Here is a 25831-nt window from a genome sequence, read left to right as displayed (position 1 = left end):
AATAGATCTTCACACACCCCACATCCGCAAAAGCAAAGACACAGAGAAACGAAGCGCACATAAGAGAATTCATTGCAAAAAAGTTCGTAATCATAGCATAAAAACGAAGAAATTTTGTCTATTTTCTAAAATCCCGCCACGCTAGCGCTGGGGCAAAATCTCGCTAAGCTGGATTTTGCTCTCATAAAATGCTTTGCCGATAATCACACCGCCTCGCACACCTGCTTGCTCAAATGCGCTGGCTAATGTGTCAATATCGCTTTTGTCCTTAAGCCCACCGCTTGCAATGATGGGCAATTCACTCGCTTGCGCCATCATTACGCTAAATTCTACATTCACGCCGCTTAATGCGCCATCTCGACTAATATCTGTGCAGATAAGTGCCTCTACCTCGCTACCGCAGTAGAATCTAGCTAAATCCAGCGCATCTGTGGTGCTAGATTCTACCCAGCCATGTGTGGCGACTTTGCCGCCAATAGCATCAATCCCTATGGCGATAGGATAGTGCTTGGCTAGTTCTTTTGCCAGCTCTTTGTCATGGGCTGCCATAGAGCCTAAAATCACGCGATCAATCCCAAGTGATAAACACGATTTTATCGCAGCTTCATCGCGTATCCCACCACCTAGCTGGATTTTGAGATTTGTATGCTTGCGGATAGATTCTATGGCGGACAGATTCTCCCGCTTGCCGCTTAATGCCCCATCAAGATCGACAATGTGTATCCACCTCGCCCCTGCTTGCTCAAACGCCCGTGCGAACTCCAGTGGATTACCATAAATTGTGGCTTGCTGCATGTCGCCTTTATACAGCCGCACAGCCTGTCCATTTTGCAAATCAATCGCTGGGAAAATCTCTAGCATGCGGACTCCTTTAGCATAGTGTAGTAAGCGTAGATTGGGGGTTGGTTTTGCAAATTATTATCTTGTATATTACAATATGCGCGTAAATTTTAGCGCGCTTTGCTTAAAGGCATGTTGTGAGCATTATCGCCAAAATACCTTTAAGCAAGCATTGCCACTAATCAAGCCCAGAATCCATGCTAGAGTCACGGAGCAGCTATGCAAAATCTTCTCAAATGCTTTGAATATCTTAAGTCCTATCATGCTGACATGCTTGATACCATAGGTGTGATGATTGAGCTTTTCACCCTCCAATCTCGCAATAAAAGCGCATTTGACACCATGCTGACATGCGATAAGCCTAGCGCGTATGCAATGCTTGTGCGCGAGCTTAGGGCGCTCATTAAGCCCGCACTTTTCATTGAGCCAAACCCAAAGATAAATGCGCGCAAAATCGCTAGACTACTCTCCAGTGCCCAGCTCTCGCAAGGCAAGATTGAGCAGTTTCTTCATATCATCACACAGAAAAAAACCGCCAACAAGCTCTACTTCTATTCCACGCCTTATGAGATAAACCAGCTTTTGGTTGGGATTTTGGATATTAAGGCTGGAGAGAGCGTCTATAATCCATGCTATGGCATGGGGAGTGTGTTTCTAAGTCTTGTGAGTGGCATTAAACTCTATGGCGAGGAGCTAGATTCTAAGCTTAGCCACATTGCCAAGCTCATCGCTGCCTACTGCGCACTAGAATCCAAACACCTCTATGTCAATGATATTCTCGCTCACCCGATGTTTCGCATAGACTCTCAAAGCATGGATTCTGGAAATGTGGCTTCTGTGGATATAGATTCTGGTGTCGCTAGGGATTCTGGCTATATGCGCTTTGACAAAATCCTCTGTAACCCACCACTAAACGCGCACATGGGCACAGAACTGCTAAAAGATGACAAGCGCTTCAAGGACACAGGCGAGCTTATCAAAACCTACCCCGAGCTTGTCTTTCTTGTGCATTCTCTTGCCCACCTTGGTAAGCGCGGGGTGTTTATCGTGCGCAACCAAACCTTGATGAAATCCTCTCGCCAGCAGCGCCTACGCGAGCGCCTATGCCAAGAGGGCATGATAGAAGCGATTATTGAGCTACCTAAAAATATCTTCCCTCATCAAAGCCACGATTTCTCACTGCTTGTAATCTCGCATAACAACAAGCAGATTCTCCACATTGATGCCCGTAGCTTCTATGCCAAAGACGGCAAATACAACCGCCTAATCCATATCGATGAAATCCTGCGCCTCTATAAGCAAAAATCAATTAGCACACACTCCAGCCTAACCCCCCTAGCCCAAATCCACCCCCAAGACCTACGCGCGCATACTTATGTCTGCGCCGCACCTAGCACCCGCGCACCAGAATCTAGCGCAAACACACTTGCTGGGCTTGGGGTGGAGATTTTTCGTGGGCAGAGAATCTATGGCTCTGGGCATGATGAGATGATTGAGTTTTTTGACATTGGGATTGTGGATTTCGCACCTTGCGGATATACAGAGCATTTCCAGACCAAAAAGCACGCAGGTAACATTGCTAAAATCCACAAATACCATGTCCGCTCCTATGATATTTTGCTTTCCCTACGAGGGGTCGCACCAAAGCTTGCGATTCTAGGCAAGATTAGCGATACTTGCGTGGTAAATGCGGGGATTCTCGTGCTGCGTGCGCCTAGCAGTCATATCGCACTTGGAGTGTATGGCTATCTTTTCTCGCATGCTGGGGAGAAAGCATTAGCCAATCTTTACAAGCTAAGCGCAGATGGTGCGATAAATCCTCAAAACCTCGCTAGAATCTCTATCCCAGCTGCCTATACGCAGCGCTCAAGTCTTGCTGCACTAGAAGCAATGATGCGTGAGCTAAATGCGCTTCGTGATGAAATGCAAGCCCAGCAGCGCAGAATCCACGCGCTAAAATCACTCGATCTAGAATCCACGCGCTAAATCCTTACAAGGAGAACTCCCATGTCCGCTAGCCAGATTATCAAGCATGCTATGATACGCGATATTACGCATGGAGATGGGCTTTGTGTAATCGAGCCTGTGAATCTCTATGAATGCACGCTAGGTGATAATGTCTTTGTTGGTCCATTTGTTGAGATCCAAAGCGATGTGTATATCGGGGATAACTGCAGGATCCAAAGCCATAGCTTCATCTGCTCGCTCACACGCATTGGGAGTGATTGCTTCATAGGACACGGCGTGATGTTTATCAACGACACCTTTGCTGGCGGCACACCAGCAGCGCACAAAAGCCAGTGGAAAGGCGCGCATATAGGCAAAAATGTCAGCATAGGCAGCAATGCGACAATTTTGCCTGTTAGCATCTGCGATAATGTCGTCATTGGCGCAGGTGCAGTGGTAACACGCGATATTACAAAAAGTGGATTCTACGCAGGCAATCCTGCTAGAAAGCTACGCGACCTGGAGCCATGAGAATAAGCAGATCCACTAGAATCTAGCTTGAAAGCAGATTCTGGGATTGATTGCACAAGACTAAGCCCTTACCCCTTGCGCGTGGAGTTGGCAACGACGATGAGTGAGGAGATACTCATGCTTAATGCCGCTACCAGTGGGATAACAAACCCAGCTAGGGCTAGCGGGATAAGCAAGGCATTATATACAAGACTTAGTGCGAGATTTTGTAGGATTCTCCTATATGTTTGGTTGGCGATTTGGAATGCTTTATGCACGCTTGGTAGGCTATCATCAAGCACGACAATATCACTTTGCGCAATGGCAATATCACTCCCTGCACCCATGGAAATCCCTACATCTGCGGCTTTAAGGGCAAGAATATCATTAAGCCCATCACCGATCATCACGATTGTATTTGTGGGGGTTGAAGTTGTAAGTGCATTTGATACATAAGTATCTGTGCTTGTGATTTTCCCAGAATCTATGCGGAGATTTTTGATGTATTGAGCCTTTTGCGCAGGGAGGAGATGAGCGACATAATGCTTAATCCCAAGCTCGCGTGCGATAGATTCTACTGCACCGCTTCGATCTCCACTTAGAAGCACAATGTTTTTGCCTTGATTTTGCAGCGTGGCGATGAGCTCCTTGGCATGGGGTTTGGGACTATCTTGTAGATAGCACAATAGCACAAGCTCACCACCCACGCTGTAGCCAAACACACTCATAGAATCTAGCTTGCTAGATTCTGGCACTTTGCAATCAGGGAGCTTAACCCCACGATCGATAAGAAACTCCAAACTTCCGCCAAGCAGCACAAGATCGCCATACTTCGCATAGATCCCACGAGAATCCTGCTGGGCTATGTGGGAGAGGGCAAGAGGCTTGCTAGTATGGAAGCATTCTGCCACTGCACGCGAGATTGGGTGGCTGGAGAGGTGCACAAAATGCGCGAGCAGATTCTCATCAAATCCTTTTACTCGCTGTATATGCTGCACGCGTGGCTTGCCAAGCGTCAGTGTGCCGGTTTTATCCAGCACGATAGTTTTGGCGCGCGCAAGTGTTTCTAAAAATCGCGCTTCTTTGAATAGCAATCCAGCTCGATATGCACGCGAGATCCCGACTACTGAGGCGATGGGCGTGGCAAGGGCGAGCGCACAGGGGCAGGCGATGACGATGACAGAAATAGTGATAATAATGGCTTGATCAATGCTAGCATAATGCCACCAATAGAGAAATCCACCAAGCGCGATAAGCAGCACAATGCGAGAAAAATACTTTGCCAACGCATTGGCGAGATTTTGGATTCTGGGACGAGAGGCGAGACTCTCTTCTAGCATGGTGATAATCACGCTCATCATCGAGTGTTCATAGGGCTTTCGCACCTCATAGATACAAGAGCGCTCTAGCACAATACTCCCAGAGAGCAGCTCATCGCCTTTGTGCTTCTGCACAGGCAGGCTTTCGCCAGAGAGCGAGCTCATATCAAGGCTAATAGATTCTAGTGCTATCCCATCACAGGGCAGCATGCCTCCAGGCGGGATATGCACCCTATCACCAATGGCAAGCGATTTGACATCACAGCTCTTTAGCCCAGAGCTAGATTCTACCTCTACCACGCTTGGTAGGATTGTATGCAGCCTATCGAGACTATCGCCTGCATTTCGGCGCGCGCGCATTTCTAGGAATTTCCCACTAAAGACAAACAAAATGATCATCGCCACAGATTCAAAATAACTCTCCCCACTGCGCGTAATGCTGGCATATATCGAGTAGAGAAATGTCAAGCTCGCTCCAAACGCCACGAGAAAATCCATGCCGATATATCCATGCCTAAGCCCATAATACGCCCCGCTATAAAACACTCTCCCTGTATAGAAAAGCACAGGAGTAGCTAGCAGACAGGAGATGAGATTTAGCACATCTTTCATACTCTGCGCCATACCATAAAAATACCCCACATACTGCGCAATCGCCACCATCATAATGCTCATAGTGCAAAACACCCCCACCACAAATGAGGTAAAAAAGATCTTTTGCTCTTTGGCAAGCTGGATTTCCTGCACACTTGGGTCATAAATGTGGGCGCGATAGCCAATTGATGTGATGAGAGAGAATATCTTGGAGAGCGGGCAAAGAGCTGGGTCAAAAATGATTTTGGCTTTGTTGTTGGTGTAGTTGATATGGACTTTGTGGATACCAGGCTGCAGACCTAGGATATGCTCATTGAGCCAGATACATGCCGCGCAATGAATCCCCTCTATAATAAGCCCCACTTCTCGAAGTTCTGGAGTAAGATTGGATTTTTTGGCTTTGGGCGCTATGGGCTTGGTATGACTCTCTAGGAATGTCTGCTCATCAAGATAAGCAAGACTTGCATTTGTCGGCTGTTTTGTAGCAGGATCAAGCATCGTGCTTCCCAGTCGTTCATAAAATCCGCCAAAGCCGCTTTGGTGCAGCAGCATATAGACACCCTCGCAGCCATTGCAGCAAAAATACACATCGCGTCCATTAACATCGACTCGGTGTATAAGCGCACTTAGTGGGAAGCTACGCTGGCAGTGCGAGCATTTACAGGAGCTAGATTCTAGCCTAGAATCCATTGAAGAATCCAGCTTGGATTCTGTGCTAAATCCTTGGACAAATTTGCTCATCGCTAGCCATAATCCTAAATCAAAAGCAAAGAGAGTAGCCCAAATTCAAGTAGCAGGGATTTGGTAGTCATAGACTGCTTGGGATTGCTAGCGAGATAGGGCTTTGACTCTCTGGCGCGCGCGCAGAAAAACGAGATAAAAAACCCAAGCAGCCCTCCACAGATGACTTGCACGAGCGTGTGGCGATCGGCATGGATTCTAGAGAACCCCACAAAACTCGCCACCAGCGCCGTTGGCAGCCCTAGTCGCACGCCATAGCGCTTCTGCATAAACCCAGCAGCAGCAAACGCAGAGGAGCTATGCCCGCTAGGGAAGCCCTCGAATTTCCCATCATTATCTGGGCGTTTGGAGAGAGATTGGACAATAGGGCTGGAGGGTGCGAGAGAATGCAAGCCATATTTTATGGCATAAGTGCTTGCCACCACTGCCACCCAGCCAATGGCTTGCTGTTTAAATCCCGTAAAATCCCGTAAAATCGCCGTATATGCCAGCGTCGCGACAGGCAAAAACTGCGCGATATCACCAACCCCGCGCACGCTCAAGGTAGGGTAGGATTTCTTCGCGCTTGACTCTTGTGGTGCTAGGGTGTTTGCAGGATTTGCGATGGGGGCTTGGCTGGTTGGCTGACTAGACTGCGATGTATTGGGCATTGTAGATTCTGGTGTAGATTCTGCCGCTTGTGCAAAAAGCGAAAAAATTAACACAAAGAGCACAGGAGCGAAAAATCTCGAAAAAAGAGTGGCGAAAAGCGGTTGTGCAGAGAGTTTCATTCTATATCCTTAGACAGGGTGCTTGCAAAGCAGCTGCGAGATGTTTGGAGATGATTTGTGCTATTATAGCGCAAGTTGCGTGTGGCGAATGAGAGTATCAAGGTGTTAATAGCCCACCACGCGCAAATCCCCAAAGCACTAAAGCGTGCCATTGCGCCAGGCAATACAAAACTCTTCCGCGATACGCGCATTTCTCCCGCCCATTTTGGCTGCGAAATTTAGTGCGCTTTGAGCTAGATTCTGGGGTAGGGCACTCGCGCTAGAATCTGTGCTAGATTCTGGTGTGTGAGAATCCAAAGAGCCAATCTCCTGTCTGCTATTGCTACTAAGATATTGTGCTATTAAGGCGAGATATTCCTGTGTCCCCATGTTATAAAACCCAATCTGCAAGCCAAATCGATCGCTAAGGGCGAGCTCCTCATGCGTGATTTCATCGCTTGGCGTAAGGTTGTTGGTGGATTCTATGATTTTGCGGATATTGCTTGTGGCATAGAGGAGGATATTGCTTGCAGGGGCTTCTAGCGAGCCTTGCAATGCGCTTTTCACCCCGCGATACGCACTATCACCAGTGCGGAAAGACAAATCATCGCAGAAAATGATGAAGCGATACTCCAGCTCTCGCAGCACATCAAACACACATGGTAGCTGCGTGATGTGGGCAGATTCAAGCTCTAAGACACGCAGACTTGAAGCAGGATCAAGCAGATACGGGAGCAGCGTGGCTTTGACAAGAGAGCTCTTCCCGCAGCCTCGCGCTCCATAGAGTAGCGCATGCAGAGCTGGCTGGGAGTGCATGAAAGCATTAGTATTGTTGGCAAGCATGGCGGCTTGGGACTCTATGCCAGCGAGCCTAGGCACAGCGCCAAACTCTGTGATAGGGTGCAGATAGAAGCAAGATCTGTTTGCTCCAAGTGCGCGTGTGGTGTAGGCTCTGTGCTTGGCGAAATTGGCATTCTCAAGTGCTTCTAGGAGGGTAGGGTATGTCGTGCGCATGGCTCTATCAAAAATTATTGAGCAAACTCAAGCACGATCATACCGCCGAAATACTCCTTGTATTTGGGCGGTTTTGGCGAGGGCTTGGGGCTGGATACTGGAGTGGATTGCGCAGAAGAGTGGCGATCAAGCGGTGTAAGCAAGCGCGCTAGAATCCAGCCTTTAATATCGCGCTCTGCACCTTTGGCGCCATAAACATAATGGATCTGCGCCCATTTTTGTGGCAAGGCTTGTGTGGGGGCTTGACTAGAATCTAGCGTGCTAGGCTGTGGCGTAGAATCTGGACTAGATTCTATAAACTCTGTCGCTAGCACTTCCATAATCCGTCCGCGCGGAGCTTTTGCTACAATCGCAGAATCCACGCTAGGCTTGGCGCGAATATTAGCGAGATTTACCTGCACGCGCGCAAGTGATGTCGCACTACTAGCTGCTTTGGTAAGGTTTGCTAGGATATAGCCACTAATTTGTGCGTCTTTATAGATATAACGCACTTTGATCCACTCTCCTTGCGAGGCTTGCACTCTATCTAGCACTTCTAGCTCCATGCCTCGCCCCACCATGCCAGCAATCGCAGAATCCACGCTAGGCTTGGCGCGAATATTAGCGAGATTTACCTGCACGCGCACAGAGCTTGGATTGCCTGTTGTCTCGCTGTTTGGGCTAGAGTCTAGCGCACTAGGCTGTGGCGCAGAATCCAGATTAAAATCCCCGCTAGATTCTGCCTTAGATTCTTGGGGCTGGCTCTGGCGGATATAGACTTCTGCGCGATAGAGCTTGCCAGCTTTATCAAGGCTTGCGCTTGGATTGAGCGATGATTTGGTAATGTGGCTGGGATTGCCCATAAGCCCTATGACTTTGATAAGTGCATGGCTAGAGTCATCAAGTGCGATTTGTCTAGGCAGGGCTATTTCTCGATCCACGCGCACTCGCTCGCCCACACTGATGTTGCGCTGCTCTCCATCGATATTGGCTTGTATGGATTCTAGTGCAGCGCTATTGCCCTCGTAGGGCTGGATATATTTTGGCGTGATTTTGGTCATGACATTGTTGCCATATTTCAGCACGAGCTGGGGGTTGCCACGCTCATCTTTTCTGGGCAAAAATCCCAGAATCTTGTTGCTAGAGTCGATAGCAATCTCATGAGCTTGCTTGCCCTTAGGTATAGGGAAATTGCTAAGTAGTGGGCGCAAGCCAAAAAGTGGGAGCTCAGGGAGAGATTCTATGGCAAAAGTTTGGCTGTGATCTTTGATGGCGTTTTGGACATTTTGGGGGGTTAGCTCGAAGTCTCGTTCGTATTCTATGCCAATTTTGGTAAGCAGCGCCTCAATGGCTAACAGGTGGTAATACACTCTCTGTGCCACACCAAGCTCTTTGCTCGCTTCATTTGCGTAGCCAGGTTTGCCTTGATTTATCGCATAAAATGTCAAAGCCTTTTGCATTTCTGGGTCTTTTTGCTCGGTCTCTGTGTTATGGAGATGGTAGCGGTGGATTGGGGCTAGGAGATGGGAGTTGATATGCTCTGTGATATAGGTGCCAATCTCCTTAAGCTCCCCAAACTTTACGCCCTCTAGCACATCTTGATCGATAACAGTGCAGTTGCCCCAGCGATTGGGATTAGCAAGCTTGCTTTCAAAGCTTGGGCGGTAGAATCCGCTCCCATCGTGCAAATGTAGCACCACCTGCACGCGCTCATCTCTAATGAGCGTTTTGACATGCTCAATGAGTGGGGCTTCGGGGTCTTTAGGATCGAGCTTGGCAAACTTGCGATTCATGTCATCATAGATTCCGCGGTGATTACGCAGCATGGAGTGAGGGTTTAGCACAGGGACCACCCAGACACTACCGCGTTTTAGTGTGTAGTGGTTGAGAAAGATATTTGTCGCGTTAAATCCGCCTGGCTCATCGCCCTGTATCCCACCTAGCAGGAGCAGTGTAGGTGAGCTTGAAGCCTCCTTTTTCACAACCTCAAAATCAATCGCGCTCACAGGTGTCGCATGAGCTTGCGCAAATACCCCAAGCAGTCCCACGATGATACAACAACTAGCCTGCCAGCAGACTTTCAACCCAAATCTCGCAAACATCGCCACTCCTTAATAGCAGAGAATCAAACACAAAGCTAAACTCAAGTAAAGCGCGGATTATAGCAAACTTGCGCAATCCTACATAAATACGCTGTATTGCATGCACTAAGCGTGTAGCACGCACAATGGTAGCTTAAAGGAACGAAAAATGCTTCATCACCAAGCAAATCACAGCAGGAGTAGCCATGCAGCAAAAAGACATTCTAGAAACATTCAAAAAATATGTCGGTGAGTTTGGGCTCGAGCAGAAAATCCAAATCCCTCTCTACAAATCCCAGCGGATTCAAGATTTCGGCGAGGATATCAAAAGTGCAAATGAGCTCACAGGCGCACTGCAAATCCTTAAAAACACCTGCAAAAAAATCCTAGAATCCGCTAACGCACTTGGCAATGATGAAATCCAAGATCAGCTCACAATCTATCAAATCCAAGAGCAAATCGCACAATGCAAATTCATGGGGAATGAGCTGTTTGACTCCACGCTTAGCGCCAAAGTAGGGGCGAGGAAAATCGAGCTAGAAAATCCTTCTCCCATGCCGCTGCTTGATCGCGGAGATTTTAGCGGGTTTGTGGGCTATATGCAGGATAAGATGACAGAGATTACACAAAGTCTAAGTGCGCTTGCAGAGGCGATTGCTGGAGAAAGCCTTTTTGGCAGAGGCACTACCACATCATCGCATAATTTCAATCAATTTGATGCTTCAATCTTTGCTAAACGCTCCTAGACATGGCAGAATCTAAAATCAAGCACAATCGTGGTGGATTTAGATTCTGCCACACTTTTCATGTCTGCCACACCTGCTATGTCTTGCGCTAGTCCCACCAGCACCACCCCTCCACTGCTTCTTGCTAGCCTAAGCCCTGTGCGAGCAGAGATATTGCGCTCGCAAGGGATTGCTTTTGCGCAAATTGAAAGCGGGTTTGATGAGGAGAGCTTGGCAATCAGTGATCCTAAGTGCTTTGCCTATATGGCATGTATCAAAAAGCTAGAATCCACCCTTTTTGTGCTTGCGCAAGAAAACAAGCTAGAAGATGCTCTGCGTGGTGGGATTCTCTGTGCTGATAGTGTGGTAAGCGTGGAGGGCAAGCTACTTCGCAAAGCCAAAAATAAACAAGAAGCTATAAATATGCTAGAATTCCAAAGCACCAAGCGGGTGAGCATTCTCACAGCTCTTGCCTACAAGAGCCAGAGAGGGAGTTTTACTGACATGAGTGCGTGTCATTTGGAGTTAGGGCGCTTTGATGAAGCTCATTTGCGCGAGTATGTGGATTCTGGCTTGTGGCGGGGTAAAGCTGGGTGTGTCATGGTGGAGGGTTTTCATAGGCGCTATATCCGCACACAAGTAGGACTAGAATCCAGCGCACTAGGGCTTAGTATAGAGAAGCTTTTAGTATTTTTGGGGCTGCTGTGAATACTGAAGTCATCACAATCATGCTCATTGTCTCCTTGCTCATCGGGCTCATCGGGCTTATAGTGTTTCTCTGGGGGCTTAGGAGCGGGCAGTTTGATGATGCTAACAAAATCACACATGGCGCGCTATTTGATAGCGTGGAGGATCTTAATCTCTCCTACGCCATCTCCCAGCGCAAGCTTGCCCAACACAACACACACATAAAGGAGCAAACTATGAATCACTACACTTTGGCGGTTATTGGCGCAGGTCCAGGCGGGATTAGTGCAGCAGTAGAATGTGCGCTAAAAAATCTAGGTGAAAATGGCGCAAACAGCTGTATCCTGCTGGAAAAAGGCAAAGAGCATAATGCCACGCTGCGTAAATTCTACAAAGATGGCAAACGCGTGGATCGTGATTATAAAGGCGAGCATGTGGAGCTAAAAGGCGCGATTGACTTTAGTGATACAAACAAAGAAGGCGCGCTAGCGATGTTTGATGAGCTCCTAGCCAAGCACCATATCAATATCGCCTATGAGCATGATGTAGAATCTATCCAAAAGCAAGATGATGGAAGCCTGCTTATCCGCACCAGCTCCAACACCACTCTAAATGCGTGCTATGCCATCATCGCCATTGGCAAAATGGGACAACCAAACAAACCTAGCTACAAAGTCCCATCGACCCTCCTGCGCCAAGTCAATTACAACACCTCAACTATCCAATCAAATGAACGCCTGCTCATCGTAGGTGGTGGGAACTCGGCAGTAGAATACGCGATTGACCTGTGTGCCACACATGATGTTACACTAAATTATCGTCGCACAGAATTTGCCAGAATCAACGATGTCAATAAACAGGCTCTCGAAGATGTCATCGCCAAAGGTGCGCTCAAAACTAAGCTTGGCGTGGATATCGAGAGTCTAAGTGATAGCGAGGGCAAAATCCAAGTGCATTACAATGACGGCAGCAGTGATATATTTGATCGCGCTATTTATGCCATTGGTGGTTCATCGCCTGTGGATTTTTTGAAAAAATGCCAAATCGAGCTTGATGAAAACAATATCCCAAAAGTCAGCGAGAATCTAGAAACTTCGGTTGAAGGTGTGTTTGCCGCGGGGGATATTATGTTTAAATCTGGTGCGTCTGTGGCTACTGCAATCGCGCAAGCAGAGAAAATCATCTCCTATCTTGCTAGCAAATGAAAATCGCTAAATCCTGCACGCATGAGGGTGTCGCCTATGAGTATCTAAGCGATGATTCTCGGGAGCTGGATTCTGCTACGCTTTTTGTGCGCACCAAGCGCAACGCTCCTTTCGCTCCAAACCACCCTACAATAGATGCCCACGAGCTTCCTGGGCTTTTTGCCCCATTGCCAAAAATCATTGGCATAACCGGCACCAATGGCAAAACCACCACATCAGCTATCATCTACTCGCTGCTGCTTGACCTCTCCCGATCCTGCGCGCTCATTGGCACACGAGGGGTATTTGCCAATGACAAACGCCTAAAACCAAAGGGGCTAACCACCCCTAGTGTGCTCGAGCTTTATGAGATTTTTGACATGGTGCGGGAGTGTGAGTTTGTCGTCATGGAAGTAAGCTCACATGCTATCGAGCAAGAGCGTATAGCGGGCATAACATTTGTAGCTAGAATCCTAACCAACATTACCAGCGACCACCTTGACTACCACAAGACCCAAGAAGAATATATCCGCGTGAAAAACAGCTTTTTCCTAGACTCTGCGCTAAATTCTGGCGCGAAAATCATCAATGCTGATGAGAAGCGCGCGCTCTATAATCCCCAAGATGTTATTACTTACGCCATAGAATCTAACGCCAACTGCAAAGTCGATGCTTATAGCCTCGATCGGGGGATAACTGCGCATGTGAGCTTAAGGCTACCAGAATCTAGCCTAGATACCGATAGTTTAGTGGCGGGTGGAGCCAGGAGAGATTCCCATGCGCGGGTGGATTCTGTAAGCTTTGCTAGGCATAGCGCAATCGAGCGCGCAGTAGTCCATGCCCAGCTTTATGGTAAGCATAATCTCTATAACATTTTAGCCGCAATCACTTGCGTGCGTATCATAAGCGGTGCGGAGCTAGAATCTATCGCGCAGGCATTAGAGCGCTTTGGCGGAGTGGAAGGGCGCATGGAAGTGGTGAGCGAGGAGCCACTTGTGCTAGTAGATTTTGCGCATACACACGATGGCATGGAAGCGATATTTGAGAGCTTTATTGGGCGCGATATTGTGGTGGTATTTGGCGCAGGTGGCGATCGAGACAGGAGCAAGCGCCCAAAAATGGGTGCATGTGCCTACAAATACGCCAAAAGACTTTATATCACTAGTGATAATCCGCGCAGCGAAGATCCACAAGGGATTATTGATGATATTTTGCAGGGGATTCCGGACTTTAATACACCAGAATCTAAGCCTATCCATATCGATACCAATCGGCGAGCAAGTATCCGCCATGCTGTGCAGAATCTCGCGCCAAATGAGATTCTGCTAATCCTTGGCAAAGGCGATGAGACCTGTCAAATCATCGGCGATCACATAGAGCATTTTGATGATCGTGAGGAAGTGCGCGAAGCATTGCGCCAGAGATAGTAAAAGTAGCTGAAAATCTAATAGATAAAGACTTGTGCGTCAAGCTGCATGTGAAGTAGATGTAACTTTAGATAAAACATTTGCAAGAAAGATTGGGGACATATTGCGCAAGTATGGCAGAGAGGAAGGGATTCGAACCCTCGAAGGCTTGCACCTTACACGCGTTCCAGGCGTGCTCCTTCAACCACTCGGACACCTCTCTAAAGCCGACATTATAGCAAAATCTCCGCAGAATCCATAAAATAAGGTCAATCTACTTAGTCTGCTTATGGAGCAATTGCGCTAGTATATGTGCTTTTGTCTCGAGGCTAGATTCTATGGGCGCTAGCGCTTGTGTGCCTGATTGTGCGCACTCCATGTAGGCTTGACTTAGCTCCCAGAGTGTTTTTTTGTAGAGTGCATTTTGGAGAGAGAGTTTGTCTTGGAAGCTTAGGAAATGCAGCGCTGTATTTAGGCTATCGCGGATATTTTCTAGCGTGGGGGTAAAAAGCGCGAAGTCTTTTGGATTTTGTTTGTGCTTGTGCAGGGCGTATTGGATTTTACTATCAAGCGTGGTGAGTGCGAGCGTTAGGGCATTGGGGTAGTTTAGGGTGATGAGAAGCTTGAGGGAATCGAGCGTGCTTTGAAGCCTTGTGAGTATGGGCTGGGTGGTGCTAAAAAGTAGCGCATGAATGGTGCTTTGAGCTAGATTCCACCCCTGCTCACCCGCCATAGCAAGCCTAGAATCCAGCTCTAGCACACTAGCAGTGTGGAGTAGTGATTCTAGCTCGTCTCGCACAAATGCTCCAAATGCTTCCCCAAATGCCCCGATACTAAAGCCAAGCGTGCGTAGCTCCACTGCTATGGTGTTTTCATCACTACCAAATCTGCTAATAAGCGTGTCTTTAGGAATGATGATAGCTCGATGCTTGCTCAAATCCTCGCGCTGGAATCCAAGCAGACCTTTTCGCATAAATGGTAGCTCAAATTCCACTTCTTCAAGCTTGGCAAAAATGCTTTGTGCGAGATTCTCAAGCGCGCTATCATAGCGCAGAAAAAGTGATTTAAACTCTTTCTCCAACCCGCTTTGAAGCGCATGGACACGCATAGAACTATCAAGGCTTTCAAGTGCTTTTTTGTAGGATTTTATGCCTTTGCGTGCGCGATGGATATGCCAGCGGGCTTGGGTGATGATGGTGCGGAGTTTGCGCAGGATTTTACGCTCTTTAAGCGCGCTTGCATTGTTTGCAAACTGGGTATTGATAAATTCTAGCACAGCGTTGATATTGGATTCTGTGAGCATTTGCGCGCTATTGCTACTATCATGACTATTTTGGGCTTGCAACGCGAGCTTGGCAGAAATAGGGATAATCTGGCTAAATATCCCTCTAAAGGCGCTTCTAGCATACTCCAGGCTCGTGGCAATCTCGCTTTCATCTTTTAGGCGGTCTTTTTGATTAAGCACACAGAGGGCTTTGGAGGCGTATTGGCGGACATGAGCATGCAAGATATCTTTCTCGCTCTGCTTGCCGACATTATCGATAAGAGAGAGCCAGATAATCCCATCTACACGCTTTAGAATCGCATTTGTTGTCTCTGTGTCAATGGCGTTTTGGGAGTTAAATCCGGGCGTATCAAGCAGGCTAAGAGATCGCAGGATTTCACAGGGCGCGCAGAGTGTAAAATCTGTAATTTTCATATTCTCTAGCGTATCGATCGAGTGGAGAAAGTCAAGGGGCTTTTGCGTGAGGCTGCCATCTTTGTAGCGCACATGCAGGCTGTATTCATCTCCATAGCAGATTTTACAGACTTTAGCAGTGATAGGCGTAATCCCACTAGGCAGGATTTCTTGCCCTAAAAGTGCATTGAGAAATGTGCTCTTCCCACTGGAGAATTGCCCGACAATAGCGATTGTGATAGGCTCTTTTTGCTCTAGGAGTAGAGAATCTAGCTCACTACTGATAGCTGGGGTTAGCATGTTTGCGCGGCTTAGGGCATAGCGGGCTTGGGTTATGGCATGTGCTGTGGGGTTGTGCTGCATGAGAGCTAGGCATTCTTGGATAAAGCACTCAAGCACCGAGTTGGATTCTGTGGATTCTTGGCTTGTGGTTTGGGCTTTGTAGGGTTCTTGGCTCATCGTAGTGCCTTTAAGATGATTTGCACTTCATTGTGTAGAGAGTGGATTGTTTTTTGCGCGCTAAGGATTGTGGGCAGCGCATCGGGGCTTTGTGTTTTGGCGGATTCTAGTGCGGCAAGATTGTGTGCGGCTTGCTGCTCTAGCGCTGTGATCTGGGCAGATTTGTAGCTCTCAAACGCACCCACAAGCACGCCTTGGACGCGGATATTTTCTTGTGCTAGCACTTTTGCAAGCTCATCTAGCCCAGTGCGCAAGGATTCTAGCAATGGAGATTGCAAGCGCTCTTGTGTGGCTTTGGTATGGGTGCTGATGAGTGCTTGGATTGTTGCGTTTAGATTCTGGGCTATGGTGTGGATTTGTTTGGTGTGGCTGGTGTAGGTGATTGGCGGGATATGGAGAGCTTGCGTGATGTCGCTTTGGGATTCTAGTAGTGCGCTTAGATCGCCAAGCTTTTTTGTAACTTTATACTTATATTCGCGCAGGATATCATGATAGCTATCTTCAAGGCTTCGGGCGATTATTGTATGTGTGCGCTGACTGCTAGGTTTGGCGCTTTTGGAGTATTCATAGGTGATGTCATCATAGAGCTGGGTGTAGATGCGCTGGGTATGGGCATGCAGATGCGCACTAATGAGCGCGAGTAGATTCTCCAAATATGCGCTAAACTCACTACTTACGCTCTGGAGCTTTTGACTAAGGGTGTTGGCACGATCTGTGAAGGCATGCTCTTTGGCAGTAAGCTCTTGGATAATCTTCTCTCTATCCTGGCTTGAGGCTTGCAGAATCTGCTTGCGCATGAGAAGCTGGGATTTGCTGGATTCTAGCGCGCCAAGGAGTGTTCGATATGCGCTATAAAGCATGTCGCGCTGTTTGGGAGAATTCTCGCTAAAAAGCATGGATTCTAGGTAGGCTTGCACTTGCGGAAGCCCTGTATGCTCCAGCGCAAAGCCTTGCTCCCTAGCCTGTGCGATGAGCTTCTCATCACCTAGCTTATACCCAAGCGCATAGAGACTTGCCACAGGGATAAAATCTATCCGCTTAATAAGCCCCTCTACATCGCCATCGTAGCGTGCTTTTTGTAGCTCTCTCTGGAGGCTTTCTTTTGTGTAGTTTAGGCTAGATTCTAGCTCGGGTTTGCCTAGCAGATCCGAGCGCGTTAGCACCACAAGCAGCCGTGCGATATGCCCGCCAAGCAAGGATTCTAGGATAAACTCCATGTCCTTTTGTGTCGCAGCACAGCTGGCATTCATCACATAGATTAGCATATCGCACTGGCTCATGTAGGATTTTGTGAGTTCTTCGCGCTTTATCACAGGGTCATCAATGCCTGGCGTATCTACAATCTCCACACCTTGCAAAAACTCAAGTGGCAGCGTGAGTGTAACGCGCTTCACCAAATCGCAGAATCTGTCCTCATGATTTGCCGAAGTGTAGCGGCTAAGCTCATTTAGGGGGATTTCTATACTGCCTTTTTCTAGGAGATCTCGCTTCTCCTGGCTTATCGCACATGTGCTAGATTCTGCTCCTAGCGCCTCAAACTCCTCTTGGGTAAAAAACTCCACCACTGCGCTTTCCCGATCGCCATAGCGCAGGATCGTGAGGCTCGCAGTCTCTGGGATTGTCGATGTGCCAAGCACGCCTTTACCTAAAAGCGCGTTAAGAAAGCTGCTTTTCCCAGCACTTAGCACACCTGCTACACCTATGGAGAATCCACGCTCAAGCAGCTTTTTCTGTGCAGATTCTAGTGTATGCTTGGTGCTTGGATCTGTGGCTATGAGTGTGGCGCAAATGCTCGCAAACTCATCGGCAAGAGCCTTTGTCTCAATGGGCTTAGCAGGCGCAGTGGCTTGGCTCTGGGAAGCTTGCCTACAATCGCGCAAAAATTGCTCAAATACCGCAAATATCTCGCGTGCGGTATGGATATCTACCAGTCCAGCTGCTATGATATGTGTCATGAAGCTTTTGATAGTATGAAGTCTTGCGGGTGTCATGCTGCTTAGAATCGCATACTGGAGCGCAGTGATGAGTGTGAGAGTGGATTCTGGCACAGATGTAGATTCTAGCAGAGGCATTGCAGAATCTACAACATCTTGCTCAAGGCTCTTAGACTTCTCTCTCCTAGATTCTCTGCCCCTAGATTCTCCAAGCGCAGAATCCAAAATCTTAGCAAAGCTTTTGGTGCGCTGGAAGTGGGCGAGATTTTGTGCATTAGCACAGAGAATGATTGCGCATGATTGCGCACAAAGCTCATGTATCTTTGCTGTTTTTGTCTCATTTATTTTGCTTTCATCTACTGCTTTGTTCGCTTCTTGTGTCGTATAAATCTGTGCCAGCCCATTGGCATGGAAAAAGCTCTGGATAAGATTTTGGTGTGCTTTTGGCAATACATGAAAGGGCGTGCGTTCTGGGGTGCTATTGAGGGAATCTAAGGACTCAAAAGAATCTGGATTTGGATCTCCTGCAGATGGTGCGGCAGTCATGTTTATACTCGCTCATAGTGGTATTTCGTGGAATTATCGCGCTAGATTCTACCAAAAAACCCTAAGGAATTCTTGTTATAATTCTCCCACTACATTTGAAAGCAAAGGCGAGATATGGATAGGCAAAATCTAGAAAAATTAGGACTTCGTGCTGTCTTTTTGAATTTTTTGAAAAGCGAAGCATTTGGTGGGATTTTCTTGTTTTTCGCCGCAGTGTTTGCGATGATTATCGCAAACTCCCCGCTTAGTGATATGTATTTTAATTTCTGGCACATGCAGCTTGGTATCGAGGTGCAAGGTCTCATGCACCCCTTTCCATTTCTCGCCCACCTTGGCGCGCAAGGGGAAAATGGCAGCGTGTTTATCGGCTTTAGCATGCATCATTGGATTAGTGATGTGCTTATGGCGCTGTTTTTTCTCATGGTGGGGCTTGAGATTAAGCGCGAGATACTTTTTGGCGAACTTGCTAGCTTCAAAAAAGCTATATTCCCAGCACTTGCTGCGCTTGGAGGAATGGTTGTGCCAGGAGCGATTTATTTTACATTAAATGCTGGCACACCTTCTGCGCATGGCTTTGGGATCCCTATGGCTACAGATATTGCATTTGCGCTTGGTGTTATTATGCTACTAAAATCCCGCGTCCCCATGGCTCTTAAAGTTTTCCTAGTAACGCTAGCAGTCGTTGATGATTTGGGTGCGATTGTGGTGATTGCATTGTTTTACACAAGTGCGCTGGATTATTGGTTTTTGCTTTTGGCAGCAGTGCTTATTGGCGTGCTTATCGCGTTTAATCGTCTTGGTATTAAGCAGCTTACGCCTTATATCATTGTGGGGGTTTTGCTGTGGTTTGCCGTCCATAATAGCGGAATCCATGCTACGATTGCAGCTGTCGCGCTGGCGTTTTGTATCCCTGTGCGACCTAAGTTTGATTTGGAAGATTTCACACCGCTTGTGAATAATACTGCAGAGAGTTTTATCCGCGGCAGGAGTGAGGATCAGGTATTTTTAAATGAATCGCAAGTCGAGAATCTCCGCGACATGCAGCGTCAAATCCATATGGTGCAAAGCCCACTAGGGCGACTCGAGCGCGCATTGCACCCGTGGAGTGCATATTGTATTATGCCGCTTTTTGGGTTTGCCAATGCGGGGGTGCGACTTGATGGAGATATCGACTTTAGCGCGATTTTTGCACTTGATCATGTGTTTTTGGGTGTCATGCTAGGACTGCTTATTGGCAAGCCTGTGGGGATATTTCTCATCACATTTCTCTGCGAGAAGTTTGGGATCGCGAGCCGCCCTACCGGGATTACCTGGGGTGAGATTCTGGGGGCTGGTATGCTTGCGGGTATTGGTTTTACGATGTCGATTTTTGTCTCGGATTTGGCATTTGTAGGCACAGAGCACGCTAAGCAAGCTGCTGAAATCTCCAAAATCGCCATTCTTAGTAGCTCGCTACTAGCTGGGCTTGTGGGCGCGCTCTTTTTGTTATTCCTCTCTGTGCTTAGACGCGATTATAAGCAAAGGTAAATAAATAGGGTGTTACAATGCGCGCGTAAATTCCCACTAGATTGTATATTGAAGGAGTGATTATGGGTCAAGCAAATGAACTATTTGTCTCGCTTTTGCCACTTATCGTGCTGTTTGCGGTGTTTTACTTTTTTCTCATTCGTCCTCAGCGCGTGCAGGCTAAACGCCATAAAGAAATGCTCGCCGCACTTAAAAAAGGCGATAAAGTCGTCTCCTCTGGTGGGCTTATCTGTGAGATCATCAAAGTAGAGGGGATTTTTTTTAGCGTGCGACTAAGCGATGAGAGCAATGCCAAGCTCTCTAAAGATTTTGTCGCGTATAAGCTCGATGATGGCACTCAAGCGCAATAAATAAACACAAAAGCAACAAAAGTAGATGAAGATTTTTCAGCCTAGACTCCTTGTCTTTCTCGCCGCACTTTGCTTTGGTCTGGTGTTTTGCGCACCAAGCTTTTTTGACACCAGAGGGTATAAAATCACACTAGGACTCGATCTTCAAGGTGGTTTGCAGCTGTTATTAGGCATTGACACAGATGCGGCGATTGCTGCACGCTATAGCGCGATCGCTTCTGCCATAGAATACGAGAGTGCGCAAAAGCAGATTCTCCTCTCTCCTGCTACTGCGCAAGAGATGGGCGTGCAGTTTGATTTAATTGATGCTGATGAGGTCGGTGCGCTGGAAAAAATGCTTGATAGTATGCGTGGGATCAAATACGAGACACGCGGGCTGCATTATCTCATCGCGCTCACGCCTCAAGAGCAAGACGAAGTGCGCAAGCAAGCCATTGCCCAAGCTATCACCACAATCCGCAATCGACTGAATGAATTTGGGCTTGGTGAGCCTAGTGTAACGCAGCAAGGCAGAGAAAATATCCTAGTCGAGCTGCCTGGTATTAAAAACACTCACCAAGAGCAGCGTGTGCGTGATCTTATTTCTAAAGCCGCGTTTCTTCAAATGATGGCAGTCGATGAGGATCGCACGGGGCGGGTGATGAGTATGAGTGATTTTGAAGCTCAAAGTTTTAATGATGTGATTTTACCCTTTGCAGAATCCACCAAAGAAGCACAAATCGCTATAAAAAATGGTCAGCCAGTGCCAAAACTCCTGCTAAAAGCCACCGCTATCCTTGATGGCTCTATGGTAAGCGATGCGCGCGTAGCGTATGATGAGAATCAGCGCCCTGTCGTGGCGTTTGAGCTAAATTCGCAAGGAGCGAAGCGATTTGGGGATTTCTCTGGTGCAAACATTGGCAAGCGCATGGCAATTGTGCTTGATAGTAAAATCTACTCCGCTCCAGCTATACGAGCGAGAATCTCATCAAGCGGGCAGATTAGCGGGGATTTCACCGAAGAGGAGGCTACGGATCTTGCCATTACGCTTCGAAGTGGCGCGCTTCCTGCACCTCTCTCTGTCCTAGAGAAGCGTAGCGTGGGTCCAAGCCTAGGATCTGATAGTATTCAAGCCTCGCTCATTGCGCTTGTTAGTGGATTTGTGCTTGTGGTGGGCTTTATGATTTTCTACTACTCACTCGCAGGCGTCATCGCTTCAGTCGCGCTTATTGTCAATCTATTGCTCATTATTGCGGTTATGGCGATATTTGGCGCGACACTCACGCTACCGGGTATGGCAGGGATTGTGCTTACGGTGGGGATTGCCGTAGATGCAAATATCATTATCAATGAAAGAATCCGTGAAGCCCTGCGCGCAGGAGAATCCATCGCGCGTGCCATAGAAGTGGGCTATATCAATGCCTCACGCGCGATTTTTGACTCCAATATCACTTCGCTCATCGCTTCATTTTTGCTCTATGCCTATGGCACAGGCGCGATCAAAGGCTTTGCGCTCACTACTGGGATTGGGATTTTGGCTTCGATTATTACAGCAATCATTGGCACACATGGGATCTACCAAGCTCTACTCCCCATACTAAGCAAGACAAAGCGCATGAAGCTGTGGTTTGGTATCGCTAGAGTGCCAAAGCCTGCGCCAAGCCACGCTGCTGCCCAAGCCACACCAAATGCCGCCAAGCCAAAAAGCATGCCAAAATCCACAAAGGACAGCCTATAATGGAAATTTTTAAGCGTATTAGGATTATTGATTTTGTCAAATACTCTGGCTATGGCTTGTGGCTTAGTGCAGCACTGGTGGTGGGCTCACTAGTTTTGTATGTCAAGCCAGGATTTACCCCTGGGATAGATTTTGCCGGGGGGAATAGCGCGCAGGTGCGCTATGAGCAAGCAGCGCCGATTGAGCAAGTGCGCGCTCTGCTAGAGGCTGAACCGATGTTCAAGGGTGTGCAGGTGAGTGAGTTTGACTCTGTCCAAGAGCTGCTTATCAAAATCCCAAATACCCCAGCACTGGAGGGCAAAAATCTTGCCCCACTTCTAGAATCTACTCTTGCACCAAGTGGGACATTTGAGATCCGCAAGCTAGATTCTGTGGGTGCAAAGGTTGGAAATGAGCTTAAAGAAAAGGGCATGATCTCTTTGCTGCTAGCGTTTATCTCGATGATGGTATATGTGAGCTTCCGCTATGAATGGCGTTTCGCGCTAGCGGGGATTTTGGCACTTATCCATGATGTCATCATTACTGCTGCAAGTGTGATAATTTTTGAGATTGACTTAAATCTTGAAGTCGTCGCTGCGCTGCTTACGCTCATTGGCTACTCGATTAACGACACGATTATTATATTTGATAGAATCCGCGAGCGCATGCTAAGCGACAAAACAAATGATATTCGCTTGGTTATCAATGAAGCTATTTCACACACACTCTCACGCACATTGCTTACATCACTCACGGTATTTTTTGTTGTGCTTACACTCTATCTCTTTGGTGGGGCGATTATTGTTGGATTCTCGCTGCCAATGCTTGTGGGTGTGATTGTGGGGACATATAGCTCGATGTTTCTTGCTCCTAGGCTTGCGATTATGCTGGGCTTTAATATCGAGGCTTATCATAAAAAAGAATCCCTTAAGCAAAAGCGCGCCCAAGAGCGAGCCAAGCTACGCCAGCAGTATGAGGGCGGACGCGTATAGGCAGAATCTAGAATCTAAGGAGTCGGTATGGATTGGGGTAAGGTTATTTTCATATTTTTCACACTTAGTAGCGCGACTTCCACGGCTGGGTTTTTGTATGCGCCAGATATCACGATACTCTTTGTTGCTATCGCACTTAATCTCATCGCCACTACGCTAAAAATTGGCGTGCGCAAAAGGCTGTCCTCCGAGCTATTTGCCAGCTCCATTGTCGCTGATCTCCACCTGTTGCCAGCCTTTGGTGTATTGCAGGTTTTTCACAATGAAAAGCTTGCCTATGTATTCGTGTTAGGCGCGATGATGGCGAATATTTTCTCGCTGATTTTGATTCTCATCGAGAGCGCACAAAAACAAGATGCAGATTTCTAGGATAGCCCATGCGCAGCTATAACCCAAAAACCATAGAGAAAAAATGGCAAGAGCGCTGGGAGCGTGAGGGGGTATTTGAGCCAGAGTGGGATTCTCCCAAGCCTAAAAAATACATCTTAAGTATGTTTCCTTACCCAAGTGGTGCGATCCACATGGGACATGTGCGCAACTACTGCATAGGCGATGCGCTGGCTCGCTACTATCGCATGCGTAGTTTCAATGTTTTGCATCCTATTGGCTTTGATGCTTTTGGTATGCCCGCGGAAAATGCTGCTATCAAGCACAACACTCACCCAAAGTCTTGGACCTATGCCAACATGGAGGCTATGCGCAAAGAATTTGCTACGCTTGGGCTTTCTTTCTCGCGTGGGCAAGATTTGGCTACTTGCGATCCTACCTATACCAAATGGGAGCAGAAATTTTTCATAGAAATGTGGGAAAAGGGGCTGATTTATCGCAAAAAGGCTCTGCTAAATTGGTGCCCTAATGACCAAACCGTGCTGGCAAATGAACAAGTCATTGATGGGAAGTGCTGGCGCTGTGATACGCAAGTTGTGCAAAAAGAAATGGAGCAATACTACATCAAAATCACGCATTACGCCGATGAGCTGCTTGCGGATCTGGCAAGCTTGGAGGGGAAATGGTCGCCCCAAGTGCTTGTTATGCAGAGAAATTGGATTGGCAAGTCGCATGGATTGCAGTGTAGATTTCCCCTAGAATCTAGTGCAGCCAAGCGTAGCGGGATAGGGTCGCTAGAGATTTTTACCACGCGTGCAGATACGATATTTGGCGTAACATATTGTGCAGTCGCCCCAGAGCACCCACTAGTCAAAGCGCTATTTGATAGCCTTTCAAGAGAGCACCAAGAATCCATCACAGCTATGCAAAATACCGGAGCACGCGAGCGAGCCACTGCGCCAAAGCAGGGCGTAGATCTTGGCGTGCAAGTGCTTCACCCACTTACAAACGAGCTGCTACCTGTCTGGGTGGCAAATTTTGTGCTCATGGATTATGGCTCGGGTGCGGTGATGAGTGTGCCAGCGCATGATGAGAGGGATTTTGAGTTTGCTAGTCTTTATCATCTGCCTATCAAGCAAGCCCTAGAATCAAGCGAGCCGCTGCCCTGCACGAGTGAGGGTGCTGTGCTAGATTCTGGTGCATTTCATGGGCTTAGTGGTGATTACGCACGCGAGGCGATTATTAAGCATTGTGAATCTCATGGGCTTGGTGAGGGGGTGGTGAATTATCGCCTGCGAGATTGGGGGGTGTCTAGGCAGCGCTATTGGGGTGCGCCTATCCCTATCGTGCATTGCGAGGATTGTGGTGCGCTGCCAGAGAGATTGGAGAATCTCCCCATCACACTGCCAGAAGATGTAAGCATCACAGGCGAGGGGAATCCACTAGAGAAGCACCCGACATTTACAAAAGCTCTCTGCCCCAAATGTGGCAAGCCAGCCAGACGCGAGAGCGATACTATGGATACATTTATGGAATCAAGCTGGTATTTCTTGCGCTATGCTACAAACAGCACGAAATGGGAGAAATGCGCGCTAGATTCTAGTGATGTGGGCTACTGGTTGCAAGTAGATGAGTATATTGGTGGGATTGAGCATGCGATTTTGCACCTGCTGTATGCGCGGTTTTTTACCAAAGTTCTTCGCGATTTGGGGTATCATGGCTTTAATGAGCCATTTGCCCACCTGCTTACGCAAGGTATGGTGCTAAAAGATGGCGCTAAAATGGCAAAATCCAAGGGCAATGTCATAAACCCAAGTGATATTCTCCATGCTTATGGCGCAGATACGGCGCGGTTATTTATGCTGTTTGCTGCACCACCTATTAAAGAACTAGAGTGGAACGACAATGGGGTTGAGGGGGCAAATCGCTTTATCCGTCGTCTCTATGAGCGCGCGCAGAATGCCTATGCGAGCAAAGAGATTCCGGCAATCGACACAAACATGCTGGATTCTGTGCAAAAAACTGCACGCAAGAAAATCTATGAAGCCCTACAAAAAAGCCAAGAAGTATTCACCAAGCGGCAGAATAATTATAATTTCAACACACTTATTGCGGCGTGTATGGAGGCGTTTAATGCGCTGCATGCGCTTGAAAGTGAAGAGAAAGGGAGTAGGGATAGTGATGGAAATAGTGATAGAATCAAAATCAATGCTGATATCTGGACAGAGGGGTATTATATCCTGCTTTCAATCCTTGAGCCTATTATCCCACATGTGTGCTGGGAGCTTAGTGAGGAGCTTTTTGCACTAGAAAACCTACGAGAGATCGCGCTAGATTCTAGTGCGCTTGCAGATAGCGAGAAAACCTATGCGATCACCATAAATGGCAAGAAACGCGCAGAAATCGCACTTCCAAGCACTATGGGGAAAGATGAGATTATCGCCCAGGCAAAGCTCGCTGCGCAAAAATGGCTCGCAGATGTTACGATCAAAAAAGAGATTTTCGTGCCAGACAAGCTTGTGAATTTTGTGGTGGGCTAGTGGGCG

General features: G+C 47.7%; 18 protein-coding genes, 1 tRNA gene and 1 pseudogene. 12 read left to right on the top strand and 8 right to left on the bottom strand.

The annotated features are described in order from the left end of the window. Window positions 1-141: 141 nt before the first annotated feature. Window positions 142-861 (bottom strand): 1-(5-phosphoribosyl)-5-[(5-phosphoribosylamino)methylideneamino]imidazole-4-carboxamide isomerase, encoded by a 720-nt coding sequence (gene hisA, locus Q0171_RS00830; protein ID WP_299325692.1) that lies wholly within the window; start codon window positions 859-861, stop codon window positions 142-144. A gap of 198 nt (window positions 862-1059) precedes the next feature. Here hisA and Q0171_RS00825 point away from each other — a divergent pair, with 198 nt between their 5' ends. Then, complete coding sequence (locus tag Q0171_RS00825) at window positions 1060-2826, top strand: N-6 DNA methylase (protein WP_299325690.1); 1767 nt, start codon at window positions 1060-1062, stop codon at window positions 2824-2826. A gap of 21 nt (window positions 2827-2847) precedes the next feature. After that, the gene (locus tag Q0171_RS00820; RefSeq protein ID WP_299325688.1) at window positions 2848-3318 is read left to right on the top strand and encodes an acyltransferase; all 471 of its coding nucleotides are present in this window, start codon (window positions 2848-2850) and stop codon (window positions 3316-3318) included. Between the two features lie 68 nt (window positions 3319-3386). On the opposite strand, the gene Q0171_RS00815 is transcribed toward Q0171_RS00820, so the two are convergent. The 4 genes from Q0171_RS00815 to Q0171_RS00800 all read right to left on the bottom strand — a co-directional run bounded on the left by Q0171_RS00815 (window position 3387) and on the right by Q0171_RS00800 (window position 9795). Then, window positions 3387-5951: a heavy metal translocating P-type ATPase gene (locus Q0171_RS00815; RefSeq protein ID WP_299325687.1), complete on the bottom strand. Its 2565-nt coding sequence runs from the start codon at window positions 5949-5951 to the stop codon at window positions 3387-3389. A gap of 14 nt (window positions 5952-5965) precedes the next feature. Further along, window positions 5966-6721: a phosphatase PAP2 family protein gene (locus Q0171_RS00810; RefSeq protein WP_299325685.1), complete on the bottom strand. Its 756-nt coding sequence runs from the start codon at window positions 6719-6721 to the stop codon at window positions 5966-5968. A 138-nt stretch (window positions 6722-6859) separates the two neighbouring features. After that, window positions 6860-7714 carry a DUF815 domain-containing protein gene (locus Q0171_RS00805; RefSeq protein WP_299325683.1) on the bottom strand — a complete coding sequence of 285 codons (855 nt, stop codon included), beginning with the start codon at window positions 7712-7714 and terminating at the stop codon, window positions 6860-6862. Window positions 7715-7728: 14 nt separating this feature from the next. Beyond that, complete coding sequence (locus tag Q0171_RS00800; RefSeq protein WP_299325682.1) at window positions 7729-9795, bottom strand: M99 family carboxypeptidase catalytic domain-containing protein; 2067 nt, start codon at window positions 9793-9795, stop codon at window positions 7729-7731. Between the two features lie 185 nt (window positions 9796-9980). Between Q0171_RS00800 and Q0171_RS00795 the strand changes: the two genes are divergently transcribed. Genes Q0171_RS00795 through Q0171_RS00780 form a run of 4 tightly spaced genes read left to right on the top strand, consistent with a single transcriptional unit; the run spans window position 9981 to window position 13797 of the window. Then, entirely contained in the window at window positions 9981-10520 is a 540-nt protein-coding gene (locus Q0171_RS00795; RefSeq protein WP_299325681.1) for a flagellar FLiS export co-chaperone, read from the top strand. Between the two features lie 60 nt (window positions 10521-10580). Beyond that, window positions 10581-11207 carry a septum formation inhibitor Maf gene (gene maf, locus Q0171_RS00790; RefSeq protein ID WP_366113591.1) on the top strand — a complete coding sequence of 209 codons (627 nt, stop codon included), beginning with the start codon at window positions 10581-10583 and terminating at the stop codon, window positions 11205-11207. Further along, window positions 11204-12391: a cbb3-type cytochrome oxidase assembly protein CcoS gene (gene ccoS, locus Q0171_RS00785; RefSeq protein WP_299325680.1), complete on the top strand. Its 1188-nt coding sequence runs from the start codon at window positions 11204-11206 to the stop codon at window positions 12389-12391. The genes maf and ccoS overlap by 4 nt, the downstream gene beginning before the upstream one ends. Further along, window positions 12388-13797, top strand: coding sequence for a UDP-N-acetylmuramoyl-L-alanyl-D-glutamate--2,6-diaminopimelate ligase (locus tag Q0171_RS00780; protein ID WP_299325678.1), 1410 nt, complete (start codon window positions 12388-12390; stop codon window positions 13795-13797). The genes ccoS and Q0171_RS00780 overlap by 4 nt, the downstream gene beginning before the upstream one ends. A gap of 114 nt (window positions 13798-13911) precedes the next feature. On the opposite strand, the gene Q0171_RS00775 is transcribed toward Q0171_RS00780, so the two are convergent. From Q0171_RS00775 to Q0171_RS00765, 3 genes are all read right to left on the bottom strand, one after another. Continuing rightward, window positions 13912-13999: transfer RNA gene (locus Q0171_RS00775), tRNA-Ser, on the bottom strand. Window positions 14000-14050: 51 nt separating this feature from the next. Next, window positions 14051-15913, bottom strand: coding sequence for a dynamin family protein (locus tag Q0171_RS00770; RefSeq protein ID WP_299325677.1), 1863 nt, complete (start codon window positions 15911-15913; stop codon window positions 14051-14053). Then, window positions 15910-18393, bottom strand: a complete 2484-nt coding sequence (locus Q0171_RS00765) for a dynamin family protein (RefSeq protein WP_299325676.1) — start codon at window positions 18391-18393, stop codon at window positions 15910-15912. Before Q0171_RS00765 ends, Q0171_RS00770 begins: the two co-directional genes overlap by 4 nt. A 114-nt stretch (window positions 18394-18507) precedes the next feature. Here Q0171_RS00765 and nhaA point away from each other — a divergent pair, with 114 nt between their 5' ends. The 6 genes and pseudogenes from nhaA (at window position 18508) to leuS (ending at window position 25825) form a co-directional block, all read left to right on the top strand. Then, window positions 18508-19920, top strand: coding sequence for a Na+/H+ antiporter NhaA (nhaA, locus tag Q0171_RS00760; protein ID WP_299325675.1), 1413 nt, complete (start codon window positions 18508-18510; stop codon window positions 19918-19920). 62 nt (window positions 19921-19982) lie between these two features. Further along, complete coding sequence (yajC, locus tag Q0171_RS00755; protein ID WP_299325674.1) at window positions 19983-20270, top strand: preprotein translocase subunit YajC; 288 nt, start codon at window positions 19983-19985, stop codon at window positions 20268-20270. Between the two features lie 25 nt (window positions 20271-20295). Next, window positions 20296-21885: pseudogene (secD, locus tag Q0171_RS00750) on the top strand (protein translocase subunit SecD); the annotation flags it as partial. A gap of 101 nt (window positions 21886-21986) precedes the next feature. After that, window positions 21987-22958, top strand: coding sequence for a protein translocase subunit SecF (gene secF / locus Q0171_RS00745; protein ID WP_299325673.1), 972 nt, complete (start codon window positions 21987-21989; stop codon window positions 22956-22958). 27 nt (window positions 22959-22985) lie between these two features. Further along, window positions 22986-23327 carry a DUF6394 family protein gene (locus Q0171_RS00740; protein WP_299325672.1) on the top strand — a complete coding sequence of 114 codons (342 nt, stop codon included), beginning with the start codon at window positions 22986-22988 and terminating at the stop codon, window positions 23325-23327. Between the two features lie 8 nt (window positions 23328-23335). Further along, window positions 23336-25825, top strand: coding sequence for a leucine--tRNA ligase (gene leuS, locus Q0171_RS00735; protein ID WP_299325671.1), 2490 nt, complete (start codon window positions 23336-23338; stop codon window positions 25823-25825). Window positions 25826-25831: the final 6 nt, after the last annotated feature.

This window comes from uncultured Helicobacter sp. (genome assembly GCF_937906905.1).
Taxonomy (GTDB): Bacteria; Campylobacterota; Campylobacteria; order Campylobacterales; family Helicobacteraceae; genus Helicobacter_B.
Note: the sequence above shows the minus strand (reverse complement) of the source record. Positions and strands in the feature narration are given on the sequence as shown.

What these genes read in the sequence shown, in the direction of transcription:
- hisA (WP_299325692.1), bottom strand. Translation starts at nt 861, where the DNA reads ATGCTAGAGATTTTCCCAGCGATTGATTTGCAAAATGGACAGGCTGTG.
- Q0171_RS00815 (WP_299325687.1), bottom strand. Translation starts at nt 5,951, where the DNA reads ATGAGCAAATTTGTCCAAGGATTTAGCACAGAATCCAAGCTGGATTCT.
- Q0171_RS00825 (WP_299325690.1), top strand. Translation starts at nt 1,060, where the DNA reads ATGCAAAATCTTCTCAAATGCTTTGAATATCTTAAGTCCTATCATGCT.
- nhaA (WP_299325675.1), top strand. Translation starts at nt 18,508, where the DNA reads ATGGATAGGCAAAATCTAGAAAAATTAGGACTTCGTGCTGTCTTTTTG.
- secF (WP_299325673.1), top strand. Translation starts at nt 21,987, where the DNA reads ATGGAAATTTTTAAGCGTATTAGGATTATTGATTTTGTCAAATACTCT.
- Q0171_RS00795 (WP_299325681.1), top strand. Translation starts at nt 9,981, where the DNA reads ATGCAGCAAAAAGACATTCTAGAAACATTCAAAAAATATGTCGGTGAG.
- Q0171_RS00740 (WP_299325672.1), top strand. Translation starts at nt 22,986, where the DNA reads ATGGATTGGGGTAAGGTTATTTTCATATTTTTCACACTTAGTAGCGCG.
- Q0171_RS00780 (WP_299325678.1), top strand. Translation starts at nt 12,388, where the DNA reads ATGAAAATCGCTAAATCCTGCACGCATGAGGGTGTCGCCTATGAGTAT.
- Q0171_RS00810 (WP_299325685.1), bottom strand. Translation starts at nt 6,721, where the DNA reads ATGAAACTCTCTGCACAACCGCTTTTCGCCACTCTTTTTTCGAGATTT.
- Q0171_RS00805 (WP_299325683.1), bottom strand. Translation starts at nt 7,714, where the DNA reads ATGCGCACGACATACCCTACCCTCCTAGAAGCACTTGAGAATGCCAAT.
- Q0171_RS00820 (WP_299325688.1), top strand. Translation starts at nt 2,848, where the DNA reads ATGTCCGCTAGCCAGATTATCAAGCATGCTATGATACGCGATATTACG.
- Q0171_RS00765 (WP_299325676.1), bottom strand. Translation starts at nt 18,393, where the DNA reads ATGACTGCCGCACCATCTGCAGGAGATCCAAATCCAGATTCTTTTGAG.
- maf (WP_366113591.1), top strand. Translation starts at nt 10,581, where the DNA reads ATGTCTGCCACACCTGCTATGTCTTGCGCTAGTCCCACCAGCACCACC.
- Q0171_RS00800 (WP_299325682.1), bottom strand. Translation starts at nt 9,795, where the DNA reads ATGTTTGCGAGATTTGGGTTGAAAGTCTGCTGGCAGGCTAGTTGTTGT.
- leuS (WP_299325671.1), top strand. Translation starts at nt 23,336, where the DNA reads ATGCGCAGCTATAACCCAAAAACCATAGAGAAAAAATGGCAAGAGCGC.
- Q0171_RS00770 (WP_299325677.1), bottom strand. Translation starts at nt 15,913, where the DNA reads ATGAGCCAAGAACCCTACAAAGCCCAAACCACAAGCCAAGAATCCACA.
- yajC (WP_299325674.1), top strand. Translation starts at nt 19,983, where the DNA reads ATGGGTCAAGCAAATGAACTATTTGTCTCGCTTTTGCCACTTATCGTG.